24 protein-coding genes are annotated in these 26,588 nt (G+C 72.1%); 15 read left to right on the top strand and 9 right to left on the bottom strand.

Features of this window, described 5'->3' with window-relative positions:
* Positions 1-94 precede the first annotated feature (94 nt).
* Together OG322_RS15120 and OG322_RS15115 are read left to right on the top strand one after the other, a co-directional pair.
* Positions 95-787, top strand: a complete 693-nt coding sequence (locus OG322_RS15120) for a metal-dependent transcriptional regulator (RefSeq protein ID WP_123460903.1) — start codon at positions 95-97, stop codon at positions 785-787.
* Positions 788-1,426: 639 nt separating this feature from the next.
* Complete coding sequence (locus OG322_RS15115) at positions 1,427-2,320, top strand: alpha/beta fold hydrolase (RefSeq protein WP_123460904.1); 894 nt, start codon at positions 1,427-1,429, stop codon at positions 2,318-2,320.
* A 34-nt stretch (positions 2,321-2,354) separates the two neighbouring features.
* Here the strand turns inward: OG322_RS15115 and OG322_RS15110 are convergent, their stop codons facing one another.
* The 3 genes from OG322_RS15110 to OG322_RS15100 are packed head-to-tail and all read right to left on the bottom strand — an operon-like array spanning position 2,355 to position 5,527.
* Complete coding sequence (locus OG322_RS15110) at positions 2,355-4,004, bottom strand: transporter (protein WP_124284728.1); 1,650 nt, start codon at positions 4,002-4,004, stop codon at positions 2,355-2,357.
* Positions 4,001-4,831: an ABC transporter ATP-binding protein gene (locus OG322_RS15105; RefSeq protein ID WP_123460906.1), complete on the bottom strand. Its 831-nt coding sequence runs from the start codon at positions 4,829-4,831 to the stop codon at positions 4,001-4,003. The genes OG322_RS15110 and OG322_RS15105 overlap by 4 nt, the downstream gene beginning before the upstream one ends.
* 39 nt (positions 4,832-4,870) lie before the next feature.
* Entirely contained in the window at positions 4,871-5,527 is a 657-nt protein-coding gene (locus OG322_RS15100; protein WP_123462285.1) for a bifunctional DNA primase/polymerase, read from the bottom strand.
* Positions 5,528-5,851: 324 nt separating this feature from the next.
* Between OG322_RS15100 and OG322_RS15095 the strand changes: the two genes are divergently transcribed.
* Both OG322_RS15095 and OG322_RS15090 read left to right on the top strand, forming a co-directional pair.
* The gene (locus OG322_RS15095; protein ID WP_329306523.1) at positions 5,852-7,234 is read left to right on the top strand and encodes a transcriptional regulator; all 1,383 of its coding nucleotides are present in this window, start codon (positions 5,852-5,854) and stop codon (positions 7,232-7,234) included.
* A 199-nt stretch (positions 7,235-7,433) separates the two neighbouring features.
* Entirely contained in the window at positions 7,434-8,954 is a 1,521-nt protein-coding gene (locus OG322_RS15090) for a hypothetical protein (RefSeq protein ID WP_206432352.1), read from the top strand.
* Positions 8,955-8,996: 42 nt separating this feature from the next.
* Here the strand turns inward: OG322_RS15090 and OG322_RS15085 are convergent, their stop codons facing one another.
* Positions 8,997-10,277: an ABC transporter substrate-binding protein gene (locus OG322_RS15085; protein WP_329306522.1), complete on the bottom strand. Its 1,281-nt coding sequence runs from the start codon at positions 10,275-10,277 to the stop codon at positions 8,997-8,999.
* Positions 10,278-10,451: 174 nt separating this feature from the next.
* Between OG322_RS15085 and OG322_RS15080 the strand changes: the two genes are divergently transcribed.
* The gene (locus OG322_RS15080) at positions 10,452-10,898 is read left to right on the top strand and encodes an SCO4402 family protein (protein WP_123460910.1); all 447 of its coding nucleotides are present in this window, start codon (positions 10,452-10,454) and stop codon (positions 10,896-10,898) included.
* Positions 10,899-10,926: 28 nt separating this feature from the next.
* The gene (purU, locus tag OG322_RS15075) at positions 10,927-11,829 is read left to right on the top strand and encodes a formyltetrahydrofolate deformylase (RefSeq protein ID WP_123460911.1); all 903 of its coding nucleotides are present in this window, start codon (positions 10,927-10,929) and stop codon (positions 11,827-11,829) included.
* Between the two features lie 49 nt (positions 11,830-11,878).
* Here the strand turns inward: purU and OG322_RS15070 are convergent, their stop codons facing one another.
* The gene (locus tag OG322_RS15070) at positions 11,879-13,243 is read right to left on the bottom strand and encodes a zf-HC2 domain-containing protein (RefSeq protein WP_124284731.1); all 1,365 of its coding nucleotides are present in this window, start codon (positions 13,241-13,243) and stop codon (positions 11,879-11,881) included.
* Positions 13,240-13,836, bottom strand: a complete 597-nt coding sequence (locus tag OG322_RS15065; protein ID WP_123460913.1) for an RNA polymerase sigma factor — start codon at positions 13,834-13,836, stop codon at positions 13,240-13,242. The genes OG322_RS15070 and OG322_RS15065 overlap by 4 nt, the downstream gene beginning before the upstream one ends.
* A gap of 388 nt (positions 13,837-14,224) precedes the next feature.
* Between OG322_RS15065 and OG322_RS15060 the strand changes: the two genes are divergently transcribed.
* Positions 14,225-14,593 carry an STAS domain-containing protein gene (locus OG322_RS15060; RefSeq protein WP_123462321.1) on the top strand — a complete coding sequence of 123 codons (369 nt, stop codon included), beginning with the start codon at positions 14,225-14,227 and terminating at the stop codon, positions 14,591-14,593.
* A 107-nt stretch (positions 14,594-14,700) separates the two neighbouring features.
* Positions 14,701-15,222, top strand: coding sequence for an EF-hand domain-containing protein (locus OG322_RS15055; protein ID WP_123460914.1), 522 nt, complete (start codon positions 14,701-14,703; stop codon positions 15,220-15,222).
* A gap of 166 nt (positions 15,223-15,388) precedes the next feature.
* Here the strand turns inward: OG322_RS15055 and OG322_RS15050 are convergent, their stop codons facing one another.
* Positions 15,389-16,930, bottom strand: a complete 1,542-nt coding sequence (locus OG322_RS15050; RefSeq protein ID WP_266411264.1) for a class I adenylate-forming enzyme family protein — start codon at positions 16,928-16,930, stop codon at positions 15,389-15,391.
* Positions 16,931-17,074: 144 nt separating this feature from the next.
* On the opposite strand from OG322_RS15050, the gene OG322_RS15045 reads away from it, so the two are divergent.
* The 4 genes from OG322_RS15045 to OG322_RS15030 all read left to right on the top strand — a co-directional run bounded on the left by OG322_RS15045 (position 17,075) and on the right by OG322_RS15030 (position 21,438).
* The gene (locus tag OG322_RS15045; RefSeq protein WP_124284732.1) at positions 17,075-18,268 is read left to right on the top strand and encodes an amidohydrolase family protein; all 1,194 of its coding nucleotides are present in this window, start codon (positions 17,075-17,077) and stop codon (positions 18,266-18,268) included.
* Positions 18,269-18,275: 7 nt separating this feature from the next.
* The gene (locus tag OG322_RS15040; protein WP_124284733.1) at positions 18,276-19,433 is read left to right on the top strand and encodes an acyl-CoA dehydrogenase; all 1,158 of its coding nucleotides are present in this window, start codon (positions 18,276-18,278) and stop codon (positions 19,431-19,433) included.
* Positions 19,434-19,440: 7 nt separating this feature from the next.
* A complete protein-coding gene (locus OG322_RS15035; protein ID WP_329306521.1) occupies positions 19,441-20,388 on the top strand; it encodes an acyl-CoA dehydrogenase family protein in 948 nt (315 codons plus the stop codon).
* 495 nt (positions 20,389-20,883) lie between these two features.
* The gene (locus OG322_RS15030; protein ID WP_241200103.1) at positions 20,884-21,438 is read left to right on the top strand and encodes an ATP-binding protein; all 555 of its coding nucleotides are present in this window, start codon (positions 20,884-20,886) and stop codon (positions 21,436-21,438) included.
* 73 nt (positions 21,439-21,511) lie between these two features.
* On the opposite strand, the gene OG322_RS15025 is transcribed toward OG322_RS15030, so the two are convergent.
* Entirely contained in the window at positions 21,512-22,438 is a 927-nt protein-coding gene (locus OG322_RS15025; RefSeq protein WP_123460919.1) for a cyclase family protein, read from the bottom strand.
* An 83-nt stretch (positions 22,439-22,521) separates the two neighbouring features.
* On the opposite strand from OG322_RS15025, the gene OG322_RS15020 reads away from it, so the two are divergent.
* The 3 genes from OG322_RS15020 (at position 22,522) to OG322_RS15010 (ending at position 25,896) form a co-directional block, all read left to right on the top strand.
* Positions 22,522-23,439 carry an SDR family oxidoreductase gene (locus OG322_RS15020; RefSeq protein WP_124284735.1) on the top strand — a complete coding sequence of 306 codons (918 nt, stop codon included), beginning with the start codon at positions 22,522-22,524 and terminating at the stop codon, positions 23,437-23,439.
* A 184-nt stretch (positions 23,440-23,623) separates the two neighbouring features.
* Entirely contained in the window at positions 23,624-24,850 is a 1,227-nt protein-coding gene (locus tag OG322_RS15015; RefSeq protein WP_123460921.1) for an acyl-CoA dehydrogenase family protein, read from the top strand.
* Positions 24,847-25,896, top strand: coding sequence for a Zn-dependent alcohol dehydrogenase (locus OG322_RS15010; RefSeq protein ID WP_123460922.1), 1,050 nt, complete (start codon positions 24,847-24,849; stop codon positions 25,894-25,896). The genes OG322_RS15015 and OG322_RS15010 overlap by 4 nt, the downstream gene beginning before the upstream one ends.
* A 148-nt stretch (positions 25,897-26,044) precedes the next feature.
* Here OG322_RS15010 and OG322_RS15005 read toward each other — a convergent pair whose 3' ends face one another.
* Entirely contained in the window at positions 26,045-26,398 is a 354-nt protein-coding gene (locus OG322_RS15005) for a PRC-barrel domain-containing protein (RefSeq protein WP_123460923.1), read from the bottom strand.
* Positions 26,399-26,588: the final 190 nt, after the last annotated feature.

Genomic DNA, 26,588 nt, shown 5'->3' with positions numbered 1-26,588 from the left:
CGGTACGCCGCATGGCACCGACGAGGCACGGTTGTCAGTGGTATGCGTCAGAATTGGGTCAGGGCCAGCGCACGATTGCATCGAGGGGCACGAAATGTCCGGACTGATCGACACAACGGAGATGTATCTCCGCACCATCCTCGAACTTGAAGAGGAAGGCGTGGTCCCCATGCGCGCCCGGATTGCGGAACGGCTGGACCAGAGCGGTCCGACGGTCAGCCAGACGGTGGCGCGCATGGAGCGCGACGGCCTGGTTCAGGTCGCGGGCGACCGGCATCTGGAGCTGACGGAGGAAGGGCGCCGACTGGCCACCCGCGTGATGCGCAAGCACCGGCTCGCCGAGTGCCTGCTCGTCGACGTGATCGGCCTGGAGTGGGAGCAGGTCCACGCCGAGGCGTGCCGCTGGGAACACGTGATGAGCGAGGCCGTGGAGCGGCGGGTGCTGGAGCTGCTGCGCCACCCGACGGAGTCCCCGTACGGGAATCCGATCCCGGGCCTGGAGGAGCTGGGCGAGAAGGCCGAGGCCGATCCGTTCCTCGACGAGGGCATGGTGAGCCTGTCGGATCTCGACCCGGGCGCCGAGGGCAAGACCGTGGTGGTCCGCCGGATCGGTGAGCCGATCCAGACGGACGCCCAGCTGATGTACACGCTGCGGCGGGCGGGCGTGCAGCCCGGTTCCGTGGTCAGCGTGACGGAGTCGCCCGGCGGGGTGCTGGTCGGCAGCAGCGGGGAGGCGGCGGAGCTGGATGCCGAGGTGGCGTCGCACGTGTTCGTCGCCAAGCGCTGATTCGTCGCCGAGCGCTGACTGGCCGCGGCGGTGATCCGTCGCCGAGCGGCTGATTCGTCGGCACGCACGGGTTCGCCGGCCTGCGTCGAACGGTGGGCGGCCGGTGCTCGACCCACGCCGCACAGGCGGCGTCGAGTACCGGCCGACGATGTCCGCTTCCCGTTTTTCCGTCCGGAATTGCAGCGCTCGGACGGATCGCGTGCCAGGCTGTGGCTGAGGGATACCTGAGAGTGTCGGCCGCCTGGCCGCGCGGTCGGGGAGGGGAGCAGGGTATGCGCCCGTCGTGCCGGCATGTCCGGCCTGCGCACCGGATGAGAGACGCGCTCACGCCCGCGCCCGGCCCCGGCCCCCGGCCCTACGAGCGATGGATGGCCCCGGCGCCTCACGGCGCCGGGGCCTGTCCTCCCCTGTTCCGACCTGGAGCCCCGAGCTCTTCAGGTCGGTCCCTGCGGGCCCTCATCCCCGAGCGGCCCGCCCCCCGGAGAAGATCTCCCCTCCGAGGCCGACGTCAATCCTTGGGAGCTGTCACTCGAACGAGCGGTGTTGTGCGCCGGAAGCCAGTTTTCGAATAAGAGTTCGATAGTCTGGCGGGACGCGACCACACGGTGATCGAGGGACCAGAAGGGGGTGCCAGAACATATGGTGCGGCGCATCGATGTGACCGGAACCGACGGCGTACGCCTCGCGGCCTGGGAGTTCGCCGATCCGCCCAAGGAGCGCGCGACGGGCGAACGCGCCCCCGGCGTCTTAATGCTTCACGGTCTGATGGGCCGGGCCTCGCACTGGGCCTCCACCACCCGCTGGCTCGCCGAGCGGCACCGCGCGGTCGGCCTCGACCAGCGCGGCCACGGCCGCAGTGACAAGCCGGCCGACGGCCCGTACACGCGCGACGCGTACGTCGCCGACGCCGAGGCCGCGATCGAGCAGCTCGACCTCGCCCCCGTGACCCTCGTCGGGCACTCCATGGGAGCGCTCACAGCCTGGCAGCTCGCCGCCAAGCGCCCCGACCTCGTCCGGGCGCTGGTCATCTGCGACATGCGGGCCTCCGCGCTCGGAGCGGCCTCGCAGCGGGAGTGGGAGGACTGGTTCAAGTCCTGGCCGGTGCCGTTCGCGACGCTGTCCGACGTACGGAAGTGGTTCGGCGAGGACGACCCCTGGGTGGAACGGCCCAATCCGTCGCGCGGTGAGTTCTTCGCCGAGGTGATGGCCGAGCGCGCCGACGGCTGGCGGCCCGTCTTCTCCCGCCGGCAGATGCTCCAGTCCCGCGCCACCTGGTTCTTCGAGGCGCACTGGGAGGAGCTGGCCCAGGTCGGCTGCCCGACCCTGGTGCTCCGCGGCCTCGACGGCGAGCTGGGCCGGGCGGAGGCCCAGGAGATGGTCCGGGTGCTGCCGCGCGGGCAGTACGCGGAGGTGGCCGACGCCGGCCATCTCGTCCACTACGACCAGCCGGAGGGCTGGCGCGCCGCGGTCGAACCCTTCCTGGAGCAGTTCGCCGAGGACATCCGCGACGACCGGGAGCCGGTGTCTCCGTAACCCCGGAGCCCGGAGCCCGGCACCCGCCGCCCCGTCACCCCTTGCTGACCGCCGCCAGGATCTCCGGCAGCCGGTCCGCCGTCCGGGGCGCCGCCACCCGCAGCCCGGCCCAGGCGATCAGCGCCCCGTACCCGCCACCCACCGGCAACAGCAGCCACAGCCACCCCTGCGCACCGGTGAGATGCAGCCAGATCGTGGCAGCGATCACCGGCGCGCACAGCAGCGCCGCCGAGACCATGCCGCCGAAGACCGAGATCCACGCGAGCCCGGCCTGACCGGGCGCCACGTTCTTGAACGCGCCGTCCTGCGGGATCGAGTACGGGAAGTTCGCCGAGGCCACCGCGCCCGTCGCCAGCATCGCGCCCAGCAGCGCGAACGACAGCCCCATGACCCCCGGCAGCTTCGCCCAGTCCCCGAGCAACGCGCACGTCAGCACCGTCACCAGGACCGTGTACGGCAGGGTGATCAACAGCAACGCCAGTGCGCGCGCCCGCAGTTCCAGGTACGCGTCCCGGGGCGAGGAGATCGTCGCGGCCACCATCCAGAACGCGGAGGCGTCCTGCCCGAACTGGTTGTACATCTGGATGCCGAGCATCCCGGCGGCGAAGCAGGCGAAGTAGACCGAGCCGGTGCCCTGCAAGGCGTTGAGCAGCGGCACGATCAGCCCGATCGCCAGCGCCGTCACCCACGCGGCCTTGGTCTTCGGGTCCCGGGCGACGTAGCGCAGACTGCGCTGCATGACCGTGCCGGTGCGCCCCTCCGGGAACAGGGCCCACAGGCCGGAGCCGCGCGAACCGGACTTCGCGCGGCTCGGCTCGGCCGCGGCGAGCGTCGAGCCGTCCGGTGCCGTCATCAGCTTCACCAGGCTGCGCTGCCACAGCCACACCAGCAGGGCCAGCGCCGCCACGGAGAGCAGCAGCTGAACGGCGGCCCGGCCGTACGAGCCCTGGGACGCGGAATCCACCGACCCGATCGCCGAAGCGGGCGGCAGCCAGCGCAGCACGTCCGCCGCCGGGTCCAGCGCGGAGAGGCCGCCGGCCCGGCCGAGCCGCTGCGCCCCGAAGTTGACGAACTGGATGCCCACCGCGATCACCAGTCCGCTGAGCACCGCCAGATCACGGCCCTTGCGGGACGTCAGCAGCCGGCTGTTGGCCGTGGCGACGGCCCGCGCCAGCGCCACGCAGACCAGCAGGGTCAGCGGAGCGGCCACGACCGCGAACACCGCCGCGCCCGCGCCGTGGGCCAGTGCGATCACCGAACCGGCCGTCAGGCAGAGCGTGAACAGCGGGCCGATACCGACCAGCGAGGCCATCAGCAGCGCGGCGAGCAGGGGCCTCGGCCGCAGCGGCAGCATCACCAGCCGGCTCGGGTCGAGGGTCTCGTCCCCGGCGGCGAAGAACAGCGGCATCACGGCCCAGCCGAGCGCCAGGACCGCGGCCAGTGGCACGACGAGCGATTCCGCGTGGGCGTTGCCGCGCAGCGCGATCAGCCCGATCAGCTGGCCCGCGGCGATCAGCAGGGTGACGACGGCGGACGCGATGTACGCGGCCCGCCGGCCGGCCGACTGCCGCAGCCCGTTGCGCAGCAGCGTGAGCTTGAGCGTGACGAAGACGGGGACCAGGGCCGTACCGTCCATGCCGCCCGTCCGGGGCCCGGAGTCCGCCGGGGTGTCGAGCACGCTCATCGGGTGCCGCCCAGCCAGTCCAGGGCGTCGCCGCTGTCGCGCCCGCCCGCGCCGACGAGCTCCAGAAAGGCTTCCTGGAGCGAGGACGCGTCGCCGCGCACCTGCGCCAGGGTGCCCTGGGACCTGATGCGGCCGGCCGCCATGACGGCCACCCAGTCGCAGAGCGACTCGACGAGCTCCATCACATGGCTGGAGAAGATGACGGTCGCCCCGGAGCGGGTGTAGCGCTCCAGCACTCCGCGGATGGTCTGCGCCGACACCGGATCGACGCCCTCGAACGGCTCGTCCAGGAAGAGCACTTCGGGATTGTGCAGCAGCGCCGCCGCGAGCCCGATCTTCTTCCGCATACCGGTCGAGTAGTCGACGACCAGTTTGTGCTGGGCGCCCGCCAGATCCAGGACGTCCAGCAGCTGGGTGGCCCGGCTGTCCGTCTCGGGCCCCGGCAGTCCGCGCAACCGGCCTGTGTAGCCGAGCAGTTCACGCCCCGAGAGGCGTTCGAAGAGCCGCAGGCCCTCGGGCAGGACACCGATCCGGGACTTCACCTCGACCGGATCGCGCCAGACGTCCCGCCCGCCGACCTCGATCCGGCCCATGTCGGGTCGGAGCAGGCCGGTGACCATGGACAGGGTGGTGGTCTTGCCCGCGCCGTTGGGCCCCACCAGACCGATGAACTTGCCCGCGGGCAGCTCCAGATCGATTCCGGCGACCGCGGTCTGCTCGCCGAACCGCTTCCAGAGCCCCTCCACGCGCACCGCGGGTGGCGTCACCCGCGAGGCGTCCGCCTCGACGGCCTGCTCTGCTCTGTCCGTGTCGCGTCGGTCCGGCATCGTGCACGCCCTTCGAAGTCCCCGTGTGTGGGGGCCACCCTACGAAAGGCGGGTCCGCGCGTCGGCCGCTTCCCGGCCGCAGGCGTAGGCGAGCGGGCTGATGAGCTCCTCCACCTCGGGCAGCCAGCGGTTGGCGGTGGTGGGGCGGCGGGCCCACTGCACCGCGCCGCTGCCGCCGACCCGGGTCGGCGGGGCCGTCACGTACTGGCCCTCGCCGCAGCCGCGCAGATCGATCGCGGCGGCGCTCCAGCCCAGCCGCTGCACCAGGCCGTCGGCCTTGGCGGCGGCGCCCGGCAGGACGAAGAACTGCATGCGGCGGTCGGGGGTGTGGGTGACCGGCCCGAGCGGCAGGCTCATCCGCTCCATCCGGGCCAGGGCCAGGAAGCCGGCCGACTCCGGTACGTCGATCGCGTCGAAGACGCGTCCGGTCGGCAACAGGATCGCCGCCCGGGGCTGTTGGGACCACATCCGGCAGGCCGCCGCGCCGCTGCCGGTGGCCAGGCCCGCCCAGTCGGCCCGGGTGGGATGGGCGCCGGGAGCGGCGCAGCGGGGCTCGCCGCACGAGCACCGCTCCGTCCCGTCGGCCGGCTCCAGCCAGGTGCCGGGGCACACGTCCCAGTGCCGCTCCTCCACGTATCGCACGGCGGCGTCGAGCAGCGGCTCGGCACGCTGCTGGGGGACCTGTGCGGCTTCCATGACTCCGATGGGCTCTTCCACGCCCAGCACAACTCCCGCCACCACCTGGGGTTACGGGGGCGGCGTGCGCGGTTGTCAGGGCGCTTCGCTCCCGCATACGGGGCGCATCGATGCATGGGCGGGGGCGCGCGGTAGGCATCACGGCGAAGGGCGGGTAACCAGATACGGGAATTCCGGCACAGTTCGTCTCGCATCTTAGAGCGCTTGCTGTGACGAAAGATGCAAGACGCCGTGAAAGTGACCAACACGATGAATCGGTGCATTTCTCAGGCACATGTCGGGCAGTGATCCCGCAACGATCACTGCGGCCTCAGGGGGACAAACATGGCAGCCAGGCCTCTCGTCGCACGCCAGCCGAACGAACGGCTCCAGGCGCTCATCCAGGAAGCCGGATGCTCCAACGCGGGCCTCGCCCGCCGCGTCAACATGGTCGGGGCCGAACGCGGGCTCGACCTCCGGTACGACAAGACCTCGGTCGCCCGCTGGCTGCGCGGACAGCAACCACGCGGCAGGGCACCGGGAATCATCGCCGAGGCGCTCGGCCGCAAGCTCGGCCGTACGGTCACGATCGACGAGATCGGGATGGCCAACGGCAAGAACCTCGCCTCCGGCGTGGGGCTGCAGTTCGCCCCGACGGTGATCGGGGCGATCGAGCAGGTCTGCGAGTTGTGGCGCAGCGATGTCGGCCGCCGCGACTTCCTCACCGGTTCGGCGGTGGCCTCCTCGGCACTGGTCGAGCCCAGCCGGGACTGGCTGATCAGCGGCGCGGATCCGCAGGTCGCGCGGGCGGCCGGGGCCCGGGTCGGGATGCCCGACGTGGAGGCGGTGCGGGCGATGACGGCCGCGCTGGTCGACCTCGACCACCGGTTCGGCAGCGGCCACGTGCGGCCGGTCCTGGTGCACTACCTGAACAGCGTGGTCTCCGGGCTGCTTTCGGGCGCGTACCGCGAATCGACCGGGCGGCAGCTGTTCGCGGCGGTCGCGCGACTCACCGAGCTCGCCGGGTACATGGCGATCGACACGGGCCAGCCGGGGCTGGCCCAGCGCTACTACATCCAGGCGCTGCGGCTGGCACAGGCGGCGGGCGACCGCGCCTACGGCGGCTATGTGCTGGCCGCGTCGATGAGCCATCTCGCGGCCCAGCTCGGCAATCCGCGCGAGATCGCCCAGCTGGCCAGGGCCGCGCAGGAGGGCGCGCGCGGACGGGTCACCCCGAGGGCGGAGGCGATGTTCTACGCCGCGGAGGCGCGCGGCCACGCCCTCCTCGGTGACGCCGGCACCTGCCAGTCGGTGGCGGGTCTGGCACAGGCGGCCCTGGAGCGCGCCGACCCGGACAGCGGTGACGATCCCGACTGGATCGCCCACTTCGACCACGCCTATCTGGCCGACGAGCTGGCGCACTGCCACCGTGACCTCGGCCAGGCGGAGGCGGCCGCGCGCCGGGCGAAGGAGTCCCTGGACGGCCACCCGGAGTCCCGGGCCCGCCGCCGCGGCATCGGCCTGGCGCTGCTGGCAGCGGCGCAGGTGCAACTGCGCGACGTGGAGCAGGCCTGCCACACCGGGACGCGGGCGATGGAGCTGCTGGGCTCGGTGCGCTCCAGCCGGGGCGCGGAGTATCTGGAGGACCTGCAACAGCGACTGGTGCCGTACGGGGACGAGCCCGCGGTACGGGAGTTCGGGGCCCGTCTGGAGCTCCAGGCGGCTTGATCCGAAGGGTGCGGCCGGGGCCCGTACCGGCCGCCCGAGCAGCAGATCACGTCCGGCCGCCCCTTAACTGCGTCTTGAGGCCGCTGGGTGTTACAGCCGGGGTGAAGGGGTGGTGAGTGACCTCACGCGCTTGGCGAACGGCGGCAACCACCCGATAGCGTGAGCCGACGATTCCATAGGTACACACGTAGGAGTCCCGGTGACACAGAGCGGACAGGGTGACGAGCAGCAGCTCCCTGCTGTACGACCCGCGCACGAGGGTGTCGTGCTGCCCGCGGGTGGCGGCGAGCCCTGGACGCCGGGGGGACCCGCGGACCAGTCGGCCCCGGCGGAAGGACAGCCATGGGGTCAGCCCTGGGGGCCGCAGGCGCCGCACCAGGGCGCCGCGTCGCAGGGCCCTCCACAGGGGCACGGCCAGTACGGGCAGCAGCACGGGCAGTACGACCAGGGGCAGCAGGCACCGGCGTACGGCCAGGAGCAGCAGCACGGGCAGTACGACCAGGGGCAGCAGGGACACCAGGGGCAGCAGGGACCGGCGTACGGCCAGCCGCTGCCGCTGCCGCCCGCCCAGCCGCAGGGCACCTACGCCCAGCCGCTGCCGCCCGAGGCGGTGCCCGGCATGGGCATGGGCGGGGACTCGGACGCCACGCAGTACATCGCGCCGGTGCCCTCGGGCCCCGCGCCGGGCGGGCTGCCGCCGGAGAACCCCGCGGAGTCGACCCGGTACCTGGGCCAGGGCCGGCAGCAGGGGTACCAGCAGCCGCCCGCCGGCGGTCACGCCGCACCGCCCGCGCAGGGCGGCCAGGACTCCGACGCGACCCAGTACATACCCCCGGTGCCCGGTGGCGCCCCGTACGGGATCAGGCCCGGGACGCCCGGTGAGCGCCCGCCGCCCGCCGAGTTCGACAACCTCTTCCGCAGCGACGAGCCCGCGGGGGCCACGCAGCAGATGCCCCGGTTCGACCCCGCGCAGCAGTTGCCCCCGCAGCACCAGGGCCCCCAGCAGCCCCCGCAGGCGTACCAGCAGGCGCCCGCGTACACCGGACCCGAGGGCGGCCCGCCCTCGGAGGGGCGCGACGAGCGGCGCAAGCGGCCCGCGCACGTCCCCCTGATCGCCGCGGTCGTCGTCGGCTGTGCCGTGATCGGGCTCGGCGCCGGTGCGCTGCTGAGCGGTGGCGACGACGACAAGGACAAGGACAGCAAGCAGCCGGTGGCGTCCGCGAGTTCACCCGCCGCCCAGCCCACCGCCAAGGCCGCGGCCGACCCGGCGAAGCAGCAGGCCGAGGCGCTGGACAAGCTGCTCGCGGACAGCAACAACAGCCGGGCCGCGGTCATCGGCGCGGTGGAGAAGACCAAGACCTGCACCGACCTGGACCAGGCCGTGGCAGATCTGAAGGGCGCCGCCCAGCAGCGCCGCGACCTGGTCACCCGGCTCAAGGACCTGTCGGTCGACAAGCTGCCGGACAACGGCCGGCTGACCGCCTCGCTCACCAAGGCCTGGCAGGCGTCCGCGTCCGCCGACGACCACTACGCGGCCTGGGCCGAGCAGGCCAAGAGCAAGAAGGTCTGCAAGCACGGCAGGGCCCGTACGACTCCGCAGACGCAGCAGGCCACCGTGCAGAGCGGCGAGGCGAGCAAGGCCAAGCGCGAGGCGTCCGGGCTGTGGAACACCATCGCGACGAAGTACGGCCTGACCGAGCGCGAGGCGACCGCGCTCTGAGCCCGGCGGCAGGGGCGGGCGGCCCGGACCGGGCCGCCCGTCTCAGCCGGTCGCGCTCGCGTCCGACAGGGTCTTCGTCACATCCACGAAGCCCTTCTTCTCGGCGACCAGCTTGCCGTCGCGCACGACCTGGAACGTCACCTTGCTGTTCACGATGCGCGGGTACGAGTCCGAGCCGAGCATGTCCTCGTAGCGCCAGCGGAGCTCGGGGGTGAGGCCGCCGGTGCTGACCCGGATGCCCTTGTTGAGGGCCTTGGTGACCTTCCAGGCGGTGATTCCCGGCTCGTGCAGGGACTCGACGATCGACTTCAGGGCGGTGTAGGCGATCCAGGTGGTCTGCACGCCCGTGTCGTCCGGGTCGATCCGGTTGTCGCCGAAGGCGTGCTTGCGGATCACCTGCCGCATCAGGTTCCAGCGGGCGTCACCCGAGTCCGGGTACCAGCCGGTGACGTACGCGCCCTCGAACGGGCTGTCGCGGCCGCCGGTGCGGTCGATGAGCGGCTGGCCCACGCTGCCGAGCACCGAGGAGATCCTGACCGTCCCGGTCGTCGGCTCCAGCCGCCGGAACGAGTCGAAGAAGGTCTCCGTGCGGTCGCCCAGCACGGCCGTCACGCAGCCGCCGGACGCGCCCGCCCCGGCCAGTGCCCGGCCGGCCGCGTCGTCGTAGGAAGTGGCCGTCTCCGCCGCCCGGATGTCGAGCGGCGCGGGCCGACGGGCCTCGGTGAGGCCGGTGTTCAGGAGCCAGGACTGCCCGTCGCCGCCCAGGGTGTCCGGCCGCACCAGGGAGACCCGGTCGCACCTGCGGGCCAGCTGCTTGGCGTTGCCGGCCAGCAGCGCGGACTGGCCGCCGGTCACGGGGTAGGACAGATAGCTTCGGAACTCCTCCTCGGAGGCGCCGTACCCGCCGATGTACGGAATCCCGGCCACCTCCAGCGGCGCCATGAACGCCCGCCCGTGCCGGCTGTAGGAGCCGACGACCGCGACGGCCTTCTCCTCGACGGCCAGCCGGGCGCAGTTCCCCGCGCCGACCGAGGTGTCCTCCTCGTCGCAGGTGACCACCCGCAGCCTGTGTCCGTCGAGCCCGCCGTCGCCGTTGACCCAGCGGGCGTACGCCCGCGCCATCGCGGTCATTCCCGCCATGTTGGCCGTGTCCGGGCCGGACGCGCCGCTGGGTGCCCAGGTGACGACGGTGACGGGCTCCCTGGAGTCCCCCGATGCCCCAGGGAGCGCACCGCAGCCGGTCATCAGCAAGGCCCCTGCCGCCACAGTGCTGATGAGCAGCCTCGAAGGGCGGGAAGGGATGGGGCGTTGCCGTCCGGTCATGGGCACAGACGATCCCCGCCCGGGGGTAACGCTGCAGTGTGCCGCGTTCAACGCTCGGTGACATCCGGGTGAATTGCAGGGGGCCGCACGGGAGGCCGGAAAGGGAACGTACGATCGACAGCTGTGCAGCCAGGTTCCGAGAACACTTCCCGTCGCGGCCGTCGCTCCTCCACCATGGGCGGCATGCCGCTCAACGACATTCCGTGGTGGCGCTGGCGCAGCAACGTGCGCTCGGCGCTGCACATGCTCTCCGACCCCGTCTTCCACCACGAGTGCTGGCTGGCCGGCCGGGAGGGATACGGCGACGTCACCGACGCCGTGTACCGCCTGGTCGAGGACACCTGGCTCGACAACTGGTCCGCCGAGAAATACGTCGGCACGGTCTTCCGGGACTCCGGCGAGGCCGCCCTCGTCGACGTCGCCGTGCTGCGGGTGCTGCGCATCATGCACCAGGTCGGCGCGGACGCCCAGGTGTCCGCCTATCTGGAGCACCACGGCTGGCCGGAGGCCGTCCGGGCCGCCCGCGAGGCCCATGTGCTGCTCGCCTCGAACGACGGCGAGGACCCGGACGTGCCGCCGCGTTCGCTGGACGTGCTCCGCATCATGACCAGAACGGCCTGAGATCCGGGCGGTGTGGCACCCTACGGGGATGACCGCGCCGCAGCCCGCCGATTCCGTTGCCTCCGCTGTCCCGGACGCCGCGTCCGAGCAGTACGTCCTCACGCTTTCGTGCCCCGACAAAATGGGCATCGTGCACGCCGTGTCGAGCTATCTCTTCATGACCGGCTGCAATATCGAGGACAGTCAGCAGTTCGGGGACCACGACACGGGTCTGTTCTTCATGCGGGTCCACTTCTCGGCGGACAGCCCGGTGACGGCGGACAAGCTGCGGGCGAGCTTCGCCGCGATCGGTGACTCCTTCCGGATGGACTGGCAGATCCACCGGTCCTCGGACCGGATGCGGATCGTGCTGATGGTCAGCAAGTTCGGCCACTGCCTGAACGATCTGCTGTTCCGCTCCCGGATCGGGGCGCTGCCGGTCGAGATCGCCGCGGTCGTCTCCAACCACACGGACTTCGCCGAGCTCGTCGCCTCGTACGGCGTCCCCTTCCGGCACATCCCGGTGTCCAGGGACAACAAGGCGGACGCCGAGGCGCGGCTGCTGGAGCTGGTCCGCGAGGAGGACGTGGAGCTGGTCGTGCTGGCCCGCTACATGCAGGTCCTCTCGGACGATCTGTGCAAGCAGCTGAGCGGCCGGATCATCAACATCCACCACTCGTTCCTGCCGAGCTTCAAGGGCGCCAAGCCGTATCACCAGGCGCACGCCCGCGGCGTGAAGCTGATCGGTGCGACGGCGCACTACGTGACGGCCGACCTCGACGAGGGGCCGATCATCGAGCAGGAGGTCGAGCGGGTGGGCCACGGCGTGACGCCGGACCAGCTGGTGGCCATCGGGCGCGATGTGGAGTGCCAGGCGCTGGCGCGCGCGGTGAAGTGGCACGCGGAGCGGCGCATCCTGCTGAACGGCCGCCGCACGGTGGTCTTCCCGTAGGCCGTTCGGGCGGCGGCCGGTCGTCCGTGGTTCGTTCGGGCGGCTGGTCTCACAGTCTGCTGAGCGAGGCCGCCGCGAAGAGCACGTCCTGGATCGCCTCGCGGTCCCCGCGCTGGCCGGCCGCCGCCTCCACGGGCGGCACATGACCCGCCACCAGCTGGCAGAACTCGGTGCCGTCCAGCGCGACCTGGGCCACCGCGTGGTCGGGGGAGCCGACCGCGGCCGGTGAATCCAGCGCGATGTACCAGTCACCGCCGCCCAGGCCCTCGACCTCCAGATGGAGCGAGCGGCCCGGGGAACCGGCCGTCACCAGTTGGCGGGCCGGACCGGCGAGCCCCGCCCGTCGCCGCCCGGCCAGGGCGGCGGGCAGCATCCGGGCCGCCAGGTCGATCATCCGGTTGAGATGGGCCGCGGAGGGCGCCTCGTACGGATAGTCCACCGCCTCCGCGATGTCCCCGCCGTGCACCCAGCACTCGAAGGCACGGTCCAGCAGGGCGTCCTGCAGCGGCAGCGCGAAGTCGCCGTAGGAGACGGAGAGGTCCGAGACTCCGCGGCCCGCGAAGGACACGGTGCGGATGAGGGTGTGGCTCTGGCCGCGCCACGGCTCGCGGACGGCGCGGGTCGGCGGCCGTCGGGCCGCCGACCAGTACGTCTCGGTGCGCGCGGTGGGCGCGAGCGCCGGTCCGGGGCCCCGGCGCGGAACGCCCGGGACGCTGTCGGCGAGCGGGTCGTCGAGGCCCAGGGCGGTGCTGATCAGTCCGTCGACGGTCATGAGGTGGCCGATGACGCCGGCGACCGTCGTCTTGCGGTTGACCGCGTGCTCGCCCTCGAACCACTTCAGCCGTACCGGGGCGTGCCACTCGGAGGCGCCGATGTCGCGCAGCAGCGCGTCGAGCCGGGCGGTCTCCGCGTCGTACGGGGCCGCCCAGCCGGGCACCGGGATCGTGGCCGGCCGACGGCTCAGGCAGGTCTCCAGCACCCGCGACCGGAGCAGCGGATCGAGGTCCAGGCTGCCGTCGGTGTGCAGCAGCCCGACCGCGTCGCGCAGTCGCAGCGCCTCGTCCGCACAGGGGGCGCACTCCGTGAGGTGCGCCTCGACGGCCTCGGTCTCCTCGGCGGAGCAGGCGGCCAGCGCCCACGCGCCGAGGAGCGCCTTCAGGACGCGGTGCGGGAGCACCAGGGCCGGCGGACTCGGCAGGCCGGGTGGGCCTGGCTGCCCCGGACGGTCGTCGGCCTGTTCCGGTGGCGGCGGTGCGGATTGCGGCCCGGGTGCGGGTGGCGGCGTCACGTGACCCCTGTCGAAGTCGTCCGCGGCGGCCCGCGGGCCCGGTATGCGACAGGCGCCCCGCACCTCGTCGTCCTGCCCGCCGCGCTCGCGTCCGTCGCCGTCGGGCCCTTCCGCGTCGTCGGTCACAGCCGCCGCCCGTATCCGGGCGGTGCGGAGCCCTCCAGCGGCCGGGTGTGGGCCGTGGACAGCAGCTGGAGCCCGAGCCGCAGCCGGCGCCGGGCCTCGTCCTCGGTGACGCCGAGGTCGGCCGCCGTCTGCCGGTAGTCCCGGCGCTGGATGTACGCGAGTTCCAGCGCGGCCCGCAGCGGTGCGGGCATGGACGCGACGATGTAGTCGGCGCGGGCCGCCGCGGTGGCACGGCGCACCCGCTCCTCCAGATCGGCCCGCTCCGCGCGGTCCCCGCCGTCCTGCGCGTCCTCGTACGTTCCCGCGGTGTCGGTGCTGAGCAGCCGCCGCACCGACTGGCGGTGGGTGAGCCGGGCCACCCAGGACCGCATCGAGCCCTGCTTGGGATCGTAGTCGTCGGGGTTCTCCCACACGTACCCGAAGACCTCCCGGGTCACCAGGTCCGCGGCGCTCTCGTCGTCGAGCATCCGGTGGGCCTGGCTGTGCACGAGCGAGGCGAACCGGTCGTAGAGCTCCCCGAGGGCGGCCGCCTCTCCGCGCGCCAGCCGCTGCTGCATCTTGCGGTCCCAGCGGGGTGGTGCGTTATTGGCCATGAGACCCCCAGCCCTGTGCCCGTCGTCGTGTACCCCTCGTCACATCGAATGTAGTCGGCCGTACTGGCCGTGCACGTCCCTTTACGGCAAGTACGTCCGCGCGGACGCCCTGGATGATAGGGAATGCGGCTCCCCCGGCGGCGGAATCGGACCTGAGGTGATCTTTTCTGCCTGAAACCCTTCTGGGCCTTCCTGGGGGAGGCCGTGTTTCATGGGGAGTGCCCCGGGGCAGCCGCGAGGAGGAACGCAATCTTCCGGATCGCGAACTCCCCGGAATCCCCGGAACGAGAGGCCCAGTCGCGTGACAAAGCCATCCCCTCCTGGAAACCACCTGCCGGCTGCCACCGCCCACGCCCCCTGGCTCACCCAGGAACGTTCCCGGAAGCCACTGAGCGTGGCCGAGAGCGAGCAGGGCGGGTGGACCGTGCTGCACATTTGCGGTGAGCTGGATCTGGTGACCTCACCGGCCGTCCGCCAGTCCGTCCACGACGCGGTCGCCGTCGGCCGCCACGATGTCGTGCTCGATCTCTCCGAGGTCTTCTTCTGCGACTCCAGCGGCGTCGGCGTGCTGATCGCCTCCCGCCGTCTGATGCGTTCCTGCGGCGGCCGGCTGCGGCTGATCCTGCCCGCCCGGGGCGCGGAGGACGGCTCCCACGTCAACCGGGTGCTCGCGGCGCTCGGCGTACGCCGGCTGTTCGAGGTCTACCCCGACTGGGATTCGGCCGTCGACGACGAGGCCCAGCCTCTCTCGGCCTGAACCGGTCCGCGCGGCGGCTGTCCGGCGCGTTCGTCCAGTACCGGGTTGTCACGCCGCTGAGGCCGGTAAATGACACGTGAACGCCGTGGGCGTCGTACGCTCCCCGCATGGACAGCGCAGAGTATGAGCGCAAGATCGCATTCCGCTTCGCCGCCTTCGACCAGGACGGCAACGGATTCATCGATCGCGCGGATTTCAACGCCGCCGCGGCCCGTCTGCTCACCGAGTTCGGTACGACGGCCCGCTGCGACAAGGGCCAGGCGCTCTACAGCGGGGCCGAGGCATTCTGGCAGGGCATGGCGGGCATCGCCGACGTGGACGGGGACCAGCGCGTCAACCGTGCGGAGTTCGTCGGCGGCGCGGTGAAACGGCTCCGGGACAGCCCCGAGCGGTTCGCGGAGATCGCCCGCCCCTTCCTGCGCGCGGCGCTCGCCGTGGCCGCCCAGGACAACGACGGTGCGGCCGAGGTGCCCGCCGTGGAGCGGGCGCTGCGGGTGCTGGGCGCGAGCCCGGACGCGGCGGCGTTCGCCGCGCAGAGCCTGGACGCGGACCGGGACGGGCGGATCGCGGAGGCGGACGCGGTGGCGGCGTTCTCCGCGTACTTCACGGTGATCGAGCCCGACGCGTAGCCCTGGGCGGGCGGCGGCGCGGGTCCTTGGCCCGGACCGGTCCTCGCCCTTCGCGCCCTGCCCCGGTCCGGGGCGAAGGGTTCCGTCCTCAAGCGCCGGACGGGCTGTCGTGGTGCGGGTGCGCCGCGGGGCGCCCGCACACTTCGAGCCCGTCCGGCGGTGCCGGTCAGGTGGTCGTGTAGCGGTCGCGCAGCTGGTACTTCAGGACCTTGCGGAGGGTCTCGTTGCGGGGGAGCGCGTCGACCAGTTCCAGTTGTTCCGGGAGTTTGTGGGTGGACAGGCCCTCGCCGCGCAGGTAGGCCGTCAGTTCGGGGAGGGTGAGCGCGGCGGCGTGCGGGGGCTGTTCCACCACCGCGCAGACGCGTTCGCCGCGTTCCTCGTCCGGGAGACCTATCACCGCCGCGTCGCCCACGCCGGGGTGGCGGGCGAGGAGGTCCTCTATCTCCTTCGCCGAGATGTTCTCGCCCTTGCGGATGATGATGTCCTTCAGCCGCCCGGTGAGGACGAGGTGCCCGCTCGGTCCGACGTGGCCGACGTCGCCCGTGATCAGGAAGCCCTCGGCGTCGAAGGGGTTCGCGGAGGCCAGGTAGCCCTTGCAGACGGCCTCGCCCCGTAGCCGTACCTCGCCGTCCGTGTCGTACGGCAGCGGCTTGCCGTCCTCGTCGGTGATCCGGATCTCCATGCCCTCGGGCGGCCGCCCCTCCGTCTCCGCGAGCTGTTCCACCGTGTCGTCCGGGTCGCCCATCGTGATCATGGGGACCTCGGTCATGCCGTACCCGTGGGTGAGCTGGACGCCCATCTCGCGGACCACCGCGTGGTAGATCTCCGGCGGCTTCGGCGCACCGCCGCCCGCCAGCAGGCGCAGGGTGGGGATCAGCGGTTCGTCCGGGGCCTTGCGCTGCTCGGCCAGGAACATCGAGTAGAACGCGGTGGAGCCGCCCGCGACCGTCACCCCGTGACGCCGGTAGTCCGCCAGCGCGTCCGGCATCGCGAAGTGCTCGAACAGCACCGCGGGGAAGCCGTACAGCAGCAGCATCACCGAATAGTCCGGGCCGGCGACATGGGCGAACGGGAAGGCCATCGAGCCGACGTCGGCCGCCGACAGACGCAGGGCGTGGGCCAGGCAGGAGCCGGCCGCGATCAGGCTGCGGTCGGTGTGCAGGACGCCTTTCGGGTCGGAGGTGGTGCCCGAGGTCCAGTAGATCCAGCGCACCGACGTGCCGTCGGCGGGCGGTGGGGGCAGGATCGCCGGATCGCCGTCCGGGAGGGTCTCGTACGCCTCGAAGACCTGCGGCGGGCGGTCGAGCCCCGCCGCCAGACGACCGGCCATCGCCGCATGGTCGAAGCCGCGCCAGGTGCCGGGCACGGCGAAGAACCCGGCCTTCGACTCGCGCAGCGCGAAGCCGATCTCGCGGTCGCGGTAGAAGGGGATGAGGGGCGTCTGCACCGCCCCGATCCGGGCCAGCGCGAAGGACAGCAGCGCCGTCTCCAGCCGGGTCGGCAGCTGCCAGGCGACCACGGTTCCCGGCCGCACCCCCATCCCGTACAGGCCGGCCGCCACCCGCTCGCCGCGGGTCCTCAGCTCGCCGAAGGTGAGCGTGCGGTCGTCCTGGATCAGGAAGGGCAGGTCCGGGGTCAGGGCGGCCCGGCGTTCGATGAGCTCCCAGAAGGTGCCCGATGTTCCCAGGGCATGTGCGGTCTCGTTCACGGCGAACCCCTCACAGCTGACGGGTAGTCAGATCGTGCGGAGAGCGTAGAGCGCTGCGCCTTGTCGGTCCAGGGGTGCGGGGCTAGCCTGAGGGCGACGTCAATCTGACGGGTCATCAGAAAAGCGTGCGCCGAAGGGGACACCATGACGGAACTGCCTCGGATCGTCAGCGTCGACGACCATGTGATCGAGCCGCCGCACCTGTTCTCGACCTGGCTGCCGGCCAAGTACCGCGAGCGCGGTCCGCAGCCGCTGACCGCGGGCATCGGCGAGCTGGCGTACACCGGCGGCAAGTACGTCATCACGATGGACCCCGACGGTCCGCCCACCGACTGGTGGATCTACGAGGACCTCAAGTTCCCGTACAAGCGGAACATCGCCGCCGTCGGCTTCGACCGTGACGACATGACGCTGGAGGGGATCACCCGGGCGGAGATGCGGCGCGGCTGCTGGGACCCGGCCGAGCGGCTGAAGGACATGGACCTCAACCATGTCGAGGCGAGCCTCTGCTTCCCCACCTTCCCGCGGTTCTGCGGGCAGACCTTCGCGGAGGCGCACGACAAGGAGGTCGCGCTCGCGTGCGTCCGCGCCTACAACGACTGGATGGTGGAGGAGTGGTGCGGTGACAGCGGCGGCCGGCTGATCCCGCTCTGCATCATCCCGCTCTGGGACATCGGCCTGGCGGTCGCCGAGATCAGGCGGAACGCGGCGCGCGGGGTGCGGGCGGTGACCTTCTCCGAGATCCCCACCCACCTCGGCCTGCCGTCGATCCACACCGGCTACTGGGACCCGTTCTTCGCCGTCTGCCAGGAGACCGGCACGGTCGTGAACATGCACATCGGGTCCAGTTCGCAGATGCCCGCCGCGTCCCCCGACGCCCCGCCCGCCGTACAGGCCTCGCTCTCCTTCAACAACGCCATGGCCTCGATGATGGACTTCCTCTTCAGCGGGGTCCTGGTGAAGTTCCCGCAGCTGAAGCTCGCCTACAGCGAGGGCCAGATGGGCTGGATCCCGTACGCCCTGGAGCGGGCCGATGACGTCTGGGAGGAGCACCGGGCCTGGGGCGGGGTGCGCGATCTGATCCCCGAGCCGCCGTCGACGTACTACTACCGGCAGATGTTCTGCTGCTTCTTCCGCGACAAGCACGGCATCGCCTCGCTCGACGTCGTCGGCCGGGACAACGCCACCTTCGAGACCGACTACCCGCACGTCGACTCGACCTTCCCGAACACGAAGGAGGTCGCCCTCGACCACGTCAAGGGGCTGGACGACGAGACCGTCCACAAACTGATGCGCGGGAACGCGATCCGGATGCTCGGCCTGGACCTCGACAAGTAGGCGCGCGGTGGACCTCTCGTACACGGATGAGGAGGAGGAGTTCCGGGCGCGGCTGCGGGAGTGGCTGGCCTCGGCGCTCCCCGGGCTGCCCGGCAGGCCGGACCCCGGCGACTGGCCGGGGCGGCGGGCGTACGACACCGGCTGGCAGCGGCTGCTGTACGACGCCGGCTACGCGGGCCTGCACTGGCCCGCCGACGCGGGCGGCCGGGGCGCCACCCCGACCCAGCACCTGATCTTCCTGGAGGAGACGGAGCGCGCCGGGGCGCCCTACGTCGGGGCGAACTTCGTCGGGCTGCTGCACGCCGGGCCCACCATCGCCGCCGAGGGCACCGCCGCGCAGCGGGCCCGCTGGCTGCCGCCGGTGCTGCGCGGCGACGAGGTCTGGTGCCAGGGGTTCAGCGAACCGGAGGCGGGCTCGGACCTGGCCTCGCTGCGGACCCGGGCGGTGCGCGACGGTGACGACTACGTGGTGAGCGGGCAGAAGATCTGGACCTCGCACGCGGAGGTCGCCGACTGGTGCGAGCTGCTGGTGCGCACCGACCCGGCGGCGCCCAGGCATCGCGGGATCAGCTGGCTCGCGATGCGGATGGACGCTCCGGGCGTCACCGTGCGGCCGCTGCGCACACTCGCCGGGTCGACGGAATTCGCCGAGATGTTCCTCGACGAGGTGCGGGTGCCCGTCTCGCATCGCGTCGGCGAGGAGAACGACGGCTGGCGGGTCACCATGGTCACCCTCTCCTTCGAGCGGGGTACGGCCTTCGTGGGCGAGGTCGTCGCCTGCCGCCGCACCCTGGACGCCCTGGCGGCCGAGGCGCGGCGCAGCGGGCGCTGGGACGACGCGGTCCTGCGCCGGAGGCTGGGCAGGCTGAACGCCGAGTTCCGGGCGCTGTGGCGGCTCACCCAGTGGAACGTCAGCGAGGCGCAGAGCACCGGCGGAGTCCCCGGTACCGGCGGCTCGGTCTTCAAGCTGCGCTACTCGCACGCCCGCCAGGAGCTGTACGAGGCGGCGGCCGAGGTGCTCGGGGCGGGCGACGCCCTCGACCTGGACCGGGAGTGGGTGCTGGACCGGCTCTCCTCGCTCTCGTACACGATCGCGGCCGGTACCTCGCAGATCCAGCGGAACATCGTCGCCGAGCGGATTCTCGGCCTGCCGAAGGGGCGGTGAGCGGACAGTGGACTTCCGGCTCTCGGAGGACCAGCGGGCCCTGCGGACGGGGATACGGGAACTGCTCGCCGGCCGGTTCGCCAGGGACCGGATGCGGGCCACGCTCGACGGGGGCGGGGGCGTCGGCCGTGAGCTGTGGCGGGAGCTCGGCGCGGCCGGCCTCTTCGCGCTGCGGCTGCCCGGGACGGCGGGCGGCGTCGGGCTCGGCCTGCCCGAATCCGTACTCATGTTCGATGAGATCGGGCGGTCCCTCCTGCCGGGCCCCCTGGCCGCCACCGAGCTCGCCGCGGGCGTGGTGAAGGGGGCGGCGGAGGGCGAGGCCGTGGTGGCGCTGGCGGAGGCCGGGCGGCCGGTGGGGCACCTGGCGCAGGCCGACGCGCTGCTGGTCCTGGACGGGGACCGGGCACGGGTGCTGACCGGCGGGGCGCTGCGGCAGGTCCTGCGGGAGGCCCGGCCCGTGCGGTCGCTCGACCCGGGCACCCCCCTGTGGCGGGTGCCGGACCTGGCCGCGCACGACGGCGAACCGCTGCCGGAAGGGGCGCGGCTGCGCCGCGAGGGCGCCCTGCTGACCGCCGCCGAACAGCTCGGCAGTGCCGCCCGCAGCCTGGAGGCGGCGGTTCAACACGCCGGTGAACGCGAACAGTTCGGAGCGCCGATCGGGGCCTTCCAGGCGGTCAAGCATCTGTGCGCCGGAATGCTGGTGCGCGCCGAGACGGCCCGTACCGCCGTCTACGCGGCCGCCGTGACCGCGGACCCGGTGGAGATCGCCGGGGCCAAGCTGCTCGCCGACGACGCGGCCGTCGGCAATGCCCGCGACTGCCTCCAGGTGCACGGCGGCATGGGCTTCACCTGGGAGGCGGATGTCCATCTGCACCTCAAGCGGGCCTGGCTGCGGTCCGGGCAGTGGCTGACGGCGGCGGACGCGGAGGAGGTGCTGGCCGCCGATCTGGCCTGACCCCGGGCGGCCGGGCGCCCGCTGCGTGCGTGTGACGCGACGGACCCCTGAGGTTCACGCTGCGGAGTAACACAGTGCAGCCGGTATGCGCCGATACCGGCTTGTGTCCTTTGCGTGATTCGTCACGGGGTGGAGTCGGCGCCGGGCTCGGGTACGCTCCGTTGGATGCGAGTGGTTCTGGAACCTGGCGATCCGGATGTGGCCTGTACGGCTGCTCCGGTCCGCGAGAGGTGCCCTGCTCGTGATCCACACAGAGGGGCCGGGCCTGCCGGGGAAACGATTTTCAGGGTTTCCGCGGTCTCCGAGCGCCTCTGTTCGACTCTCCGCAACGTGCGTCGCACAGTATGCACCACGCGTACTCCTTCGCGCTGGAATATGCCCGAAGCGCTTGTTGCGGTGACTGTACGTCAACCATGCTGTCTCGTAAGGGAATCACGTTCCGTGACCCTGAGGAGGCGCGAGGCGATGTGTCCGCCGGTTCGGATGGTGTGAGCGGTGCAGGTGCTTCAGGTTCAGTTGGAGGTCGGGGCCGACCCCGCAGAGGTCGGCCGGGCCCGCAGATGGGCGCGTTCGAGGCTGGTCGGGTCCGGGATAGGAGACGACGAGCCGCTGGCCGAGACGCTCATCCTGCTGATCTCGGAGCTGGTCACCAACGCGGTCGTGCACACCGGCTGTCCGGCCGTGCTGCGGATGCTGTTCGGCTCGACGGGAGCGCCGGGTAACGCCGGGACCGTACGGGTCGAGGTGGCCGACACCAGCTGCCGTCCGCCGCAGCAGCGGCACGCGGAGGGCGAGGACACCGGCGGCCGGGGCCTGGAGCTGGTCGACGGACTGGCCGACCGCTGGGGCTGGCAGCCGGAGGGCGCCGGCAAGCGCATCTGGTGCGAGGTGGACCGGGGCATCCCGCTGATCCAGGTGCAGATGCAGCCCTGCGCCCAAGGGGCGGGCGCGCACGGCGCCGCCCCGTGCGACACCGGCGGCTGCGACGCCGGCGGGCGCGAGGCGGGCGCCGCGTACGAGGCGTCGCACGCGGTCACCCATCGCGCGTAGGTTCGTCAGGAGCGCCGGTTCCGGCGGTGCGGGGCCCGGCCCTGCGCCGGCCCGGTTCTGCCGCGGTCGCTCCTCAGAAGACCGCGACCGGGGCGACCGGTGTGCCGGTGGCTCCCACGAAGGGCTCCGGCATGGCGGAGAGCAGGAAGCCGTAGCGGCTCGATTCCGCACACGCTGTGGACAACTTTTCCAGGTTCCAGTTCTGGCCCTGCAGCATGCCCATCTCGACCAGGTCCAGCGCGTGCACCCCCAGCCACAGGTCCTCGATCTCCGGCGGGAAGATCTCGAAGGTCAGCGTGTCATTGGCGACCGCGGCCACATCCCGGGCCCGGAACCACTCGGGCGTCCGGATCGACAGCCCCGGTGACGGATAGCCGTACGCGTTCTTGTCCCCGGCCAGATAGACCTGCACCTGCCCGGTCCGTACGAGCACGATGTCACCGGCCCGCACCCGGACCCCGGCCAGTTCCTCGGCCGCCTCCAGGTCCTCGGGGGTGACGGCGTGGCCGCCGGGCAGCCGGTCCACCCCGTGGGCGCGGGCCACATCGAGCAGCACCCCGCGCGAGACGATGTGCGGGGCCTTCTCGATGCCGCTGAACCGCGCGCCCTCGTGGGCGGTGATGGTGTCGGCCGGGCGGCCGTTGTAGATCTTCCCCGAGTGCGAGACATGGGTGAGGGCGTCCCAGTGGGTGGCGGTCTGGAGGCTCAGGACCGCGCTGTCGTCGCTGGTGGCGACGGTGCCGGGACCGAACAGTTCCTGATTGATCTGGACCATGGTGTGCAGCGGATTGATCCGCCCCTGGATCAGCCCGCTCTGCACGCCGTCCTGCTGGAGCGGCAGCGCGAGCGCTACCCGCTGCCCGGTGCGGACGGTGGCCGCCGCCTCCCGTACGACCTCGTCGGTGATGAGGTTGAGCGTCCCGATCTCGTCGTCCGCGCCCCAGCGGCCCCAGTTGTTCACGCGCTTGGCGATGTCGTGGAACTCGTCCGGCAGTGACATGGAGCCTCCTGGGGCTTGTGCCGGTGGACCTGATGACCCATAGAATCTAACGGTCCGTCAGAAACCGCGGGAAGGGGCCGGGCATGGGGAACTTCTTGGCAGGCAAAGTGGTGGCCGTCACGGGTGCCGGACGAGGCATCGGGCGGGCCGTCGCGCTCGCCGCGGCGGCCGAGGGGGCCGGCGTCGTGGTCAACGACTACGGCGTCTCGATAGAGGGCGGCGAACCCGCCAGCGAGATAGCCGAGTCCGTCGTCAAGGAGATCGTGGCGGCGGGCGGCGAAGCGGTCGCGGTGGCGGACGACATCTCCACCATGGCCGGCGGGCAGCGGGTCGTGGACACCGCGCTGGCACGGTTCGGGCGCATCGACGGGGTGGTGTGCGTGGCCGGCATCCTGCGTGAACGGATGCTGTTCAACATGTCCGAGGAGGAGTGGGACCCCGTGATCGCCACCCACCTCAAGGGCACGTTCACCGTCTTCCGGGCCGCGTCCGCGGTGATGCGCAAGCAGGAGGGCGCGGGCACGCTGATCGGCTTCACCAGCGGCAACCACCAGGGGAGCGTGGCGCAGGCGAACTACAGCGCCGCGAAGGGCGGGATCATCTCGCTGGTCCGCAGTGCGGCGCTGGGCCTGCACAAGTACGGCGTCACGGCGAACGCGGTCGCTCCGGTGGCGCGTACCCGGATGTCCGCCAATGTCCCCATGGAGCTCAAGGAGATCGGCGAGCCTGAGGACGTGGCGGCGCTCGTCGTCTACCTGCTCAGCGAGCGGGCCCGCGCCGAGAGGATCACCGGCCAGGTGTACACGATCGCGGGCCCGAAGATCGCGGTCTGGGCCCAGCCGAGGGAGCTGCGCGCGGGGTACGCGGAGGGGGCGGCGTGGACCCCGGAACGCATCGCGGACTTCCTGCCGGGGACGGTGGGGACGGACCCGATGCCGATGCTGGCGCAGTTGGAGGAGATGGCGGAGGCGGCGCGTGCCGCGAAGCGGCCGAATGCGTGAGGGGGCTTGTCCGGAGGCGGGGCCGGCGGTTGCCGGGCGCGCGGGACCGTCGCCGGGGCGCTGCCCCGGACCCCGGTCCTCAAGCGCCGGACGGGCTTGAAGTGGGCGCCGGTCCTGGAGGCGTAGGCGTAGGCGTGAAGTGGCGGACGGGTCCACCGTGCGCCCCGTACCGACAGGAGGCAGCGTGGACTTCACCTTCGGCCCCGACGACGCCACGTTCCGCGAGGAAGCCCGCACCTGGCTGGAGGCCCACCTCGTCGGCGAGTACGCGGCGGCCGCCGGCACCGGCGGTCCGGGCAGCGAGCACGAGGGCGTCGCGGTCCGGCGCGCCTGGGAGCGCGAACTGGGCGGCGGCGGCTGGATCGGCCTCGGCTGGGAGGGCAGCGGTGAGGCGCGCGGCGGCGAGGCGGTCGGCGCTGAGGCGCACGGCAACCGCCGGGCCACCCTCACCCAGCAGGTCGTCTGGGCCGAGGAGTACGCCCGCCTCCGCGCCCCCGCCCGGGTCGGCCACATCGGCGAGAACCTGCTCGCTCCGACCCTCATCGCGTACGGCAGCCAGGAGCAGCGGCGCCGCTTCCTGCCGCCCATCGCGCGCGGCGAGACCCTGTGGTGCCAGGGGTACAGCGAGCCGGACGCCGGATCCGACCTCGCCGGGGTGCGGACGGCCGCCGTACGCGATCCGGAGCGCGGCGGGCACCGCGTAACGGGCCAGAAGATCTGGACCTCGCTCGCCCGGGACGCCGACTGGTGCTTCGTCCTGGCCCGCACCGAGCCCGGTTCGCGGCGCCACCACGGCCTGTCGTTCCTGCTGGTACCGATGGACCAGCCGGGCCGGATCGAGGTGCGGCCGATCCGGCAGATGTCGGGGACCAGCGAGTTCAACGAGGTCTACTTCGACGGCGCGCACGCCGAGGAGGTGGTCGGCGGCGAGGGCAACGGCTGGGCCGTCGCCATGGGCCTGCTGGCCCTGGAGCGCGGCGTCTCCACGCTCGTCCAGCAGATCGGGTTCGCCGCGGAGCTGGACCGCGTGGTCCGGGCCGCCGTCGACAGCGGCGCCGCCGGTGATCCGGTCCTGCGCGAACGGCTCGTCCGCCAGTGGGCCGAGCTGAGGACGATGCGCTGGAACGCCCTGCGCACCCTCGGCACCACCACCGACCCCGGCGTGCCCAGCGTCGCGAAACTGCTCTGGGGCGGCTGGCACAAGCGCCTGGGCGAACTGGCCGTGGAGATCAGGGGCGCGGCCGGAGCAGTCGGCCCCCGGGACTGGTCGCCCGGTTCACCGTACGAACTCGACGAGGTACAGCGCCTGTTCCTGTTCACCCGGTCCGACACCATTTACGGCGGCTCGGACGAGATCCAGCGGAACATCATCGCCGAGCGCGTGCTCGGCCTACCGAGGGAGCCGAGATGAGAGGCGTCGTCTTCGACGGCAAGCGGACCGAGGTCGTCGACGATCTGGAGATACGTGATCCGGGTCCCGGCGAGGTGCTGGTCGCGGTGGCCGCGGCAGGCCTCTGCCACAGCGATCTGTCGGTGATCGACGGGACGATACCGTTCCCGCTGCCGGTGGTGCTCGGGCACGAGGGCGCGGGCGTGGTCGAGGCGGTCGGCGCGGGCGTGAGCCATGTGGCGCCCGGCGACCACGTGTCGCTGTCCACGCTGGCCAGCTGCGGCGCGTGCGCCCAGTGCGACCGGGGCCGGCCGACGATGTGCCGCAAGGCGATCGGGATGCCGGGGCAGCCGTTCTCGCGGGACGGGAAGCCGCTGTACCAGTTCGCGTCCAATTCGGCGTTCGCCGAACGGACCCTGGTCAAGGCCGTGCAGGCGGTGAAGATCCCCGCGGACCTGCCGCTCACCTCGGCGGCCCTGATCGGCTGCGGGGTGCTGACGGGAGTCGGAGCCGTACTGAACCGGGCCAGGGTCGACCGCGGCGAGAGCGTCGTCGTGATCGGCACCGGCGGTATCGGGCTCAATGTGATCCAGGGGGCGCGGATCGCCGGGGCGCTGACCATCGTGGCGGTCGACTCCAACCCGGAGAAGGAGGCGGTGGCCCGGCAGTTCGGCGCCACCCACTTCCTGACCTCGGCCGAGCGCGTCCGGGAGATCCTGCCGAGCGGCGCCGACCACGTCTTCGAGTGCGTGGGCCGCACCGAGCTGATCCGTACCGCGATCGACCTGCTGGACCGGCACGGCCAGGCGATCCTGCTGGGCGTGCCCGCGGCGACGGCCGAGGCGTCGTTCCTGGTCTCGTCGATGTTCCTGGACAAGTCGATCCTGGGCTGCCGCTACGGCTCCTCGCGCCCGCAGCGGGACATCGCCCTGTACGCGGACCTGTACCGGGAGGGCCGGCTGCTGCTGGACGAACTCGTCACCGAGACCTACCCGGTGGAGGACTTCGCCAAGGCGGCGGACGACGCGCACCACGGGCGGGTGGCACGGGGGGTGCTGGTGTTCTGAGGGGCCGGGCTGCGGTTGGCGGCCTCCGGCCTCGCGAGACGGCGGAATCCCGCCTGACCGGGCCGGGACGGGCCTGCCCGCGCGCGACGACGTGGGGTCGGCCGGAACGGGTCCGGCCGACCCCACGTCGTGAAGTGGTGCGGTGTGATCAGGAGCGGCGGTGGCTCCGGTAGTAGCCGCCGACCTGCTCGTGGTACCCCGCGTCCCCGACATGCTTGTCCTTGTCGAACTCGGGCGAGTCCTTGATCTGGTCCTTGGTGAGGTCGACAAAGATCTTCCGCTCGGCCTCGTCAATGGTGCGCACGGTGCCGGCCGGCAGCAGAACGTGCTTGCCGAAGATCCAGACACCGGTATCGACCACGAGGTAGGCGGAGTTGACATCGTCCGAGTGCTTGTCGACCTTGCCGATGCTTCCATCGGTCGCTTCCACCTTGTACCCCGTCAGGTCGGCGCCCGCGGTGTAACCGGTGGTCGGCTGATAGCCCCAGATGTTGTCACTCATATAACGGCTCCCTCATTGGAATGATGGTTCACTCAAAAGCGTCGGCCTTGAGTCGAGAAGGCGTCTCCCGGTGTTCGGTGACGCGCTCTCGGAACATCGCGTGCCCCGTCGTTCTCCTCTTACACATCCTTGGTTCGGAGAAAGCTGGACGATCGCTTGTCGCCTTTCTCTTCTTCGCGGGAGCGTGAAA

It is taken from the genome of Streptomyces sp. NBC_01260, from assembly GCF_036226405.1.
Classification (GTDB): Bacteria; Actinomycetota; Actinomycetes; order Streptomycetales; family Streptomycetaceae; genus Streptomyces; species Streptomyces laculatispora.
This window is presented reverse-complemented; position numbering and strand designations above follow the sequence as displayed.

Excerpts from the sequence above, each read along its gene's own strand:
- OG322_RS15120 (WP_123460903.1), top strand. The coding sequence starts at position 95 with ATGTCCGGACTGATCGACACAACGGAGATGTATCTCCGCACCATCCTC.
- OG322_RS15115 (WP_123460904.1), top strand. The coding sequence starts at position 1,427 with ATGGTGCGGCGCATCGATGTGACCGGAACCGACGGCGTACGCCTCGCG.
- OG322_RS15110 (WP_124284728.1), bottom strand. The coding sequence starts at position 4,004 with ATGAGCGTGCTCGACACCCCGGCGGACTCCGGGCCCCGGACGGGCGGC.
- OG322_RS15105 (WP_123460906.1), bottom strand. The coding sequence starts at position 4,831 with ATGCCGGACCGACGCGACACGGACAGAGCAGAGCAGGCCGTCGAGGCG.
- OG322_RS15100 (WP_123462285.1), bottom strand. The coding sequence starts at position 5,527 with ATGGAAGCCGCACAGGTCCCCCAGCAGCGTGCCGAGCCGCTGCTCGAC.
- OG322_RS15095 (WP_329306523.1), top strand. The coding sequence starts at position 5,852 with ATGGCAGCCAGGCCTCTCGTCGCACGCCAGCCGAACGAACGGCTCCAG.
- OG322_RS15085 (WP_329306522.1), bottom strand. The coding sequence starts at position 10,277 with ATGACCGGACGGCAACGCCCCATCCCTTCCCGCCCTTCGAGGCTGCTC.
- OG322_RS15080 (WP_123460910.1), top strand. The coding sequence starts at position 10,452 with ATGGGCGGCATGCCGCTCAACGACATTCCGTGGTGGCGCTGGCGCAGC.
- purU (WP_123460911.1), top strand. The coding sequence starts at position 10,927 with ATGACCGCGCCGCAGCCCGCCGATTCCGTTGCCTCCGCTGTCCCGGAC.
- OG322_RS15065 (WP_123460913.1), bottom strand. The coding sequence starts at position 13,836 with ATGGCCAATAACGCACCACCCCGCTGGGACCGCAAGATGCAGCAGCGG.
- OG322_RS15055 (WP_123460914.1), top strand. The coding sequence starts at position 14,701 with ATGGACAGCGCAGAGTATGAGCGCAAGATCGCATTCCGCTTCGCCGCC.
- OG322_RS15045 (WP_124284732.1), top strand. The coding sequence starts at position 17,075 with ATGACGGAACTGCCTCGGATCGTCAGCGTCGACGACCATGTGATCGAG.
- OG322_RS15025 (WP_123460919.1), bottom strand. The coding sequence starts at position 22,438 with ATGTCACTGCCGGACGAGTTCCACGACATCGCCAAGCGCGTGAACAAC.
- OG322_RS15020 (WP_124284735.1), top strand. The coding sequence starts at position 22,522 with ATGGGGAACTTCTTGGCAGGCAAAGTGGTGGCCGTCACGGGTGCCGGA.
- OG322_RS15010 (WP_123460922.1), top strand. The coding sequence starts at position 24,847 with ATGAGAGGCGTCGTCTTCGACGGCAAGCGGACCGAGGTCGTCGACGAT.
- OG322_RS15005 (WP_123460923.1), bottom strand. The coding sequence starts at position 26,398 with ATGAGTGACAACATCTGGGGCTATCAGCCGACCACCGGTTACACCGCG.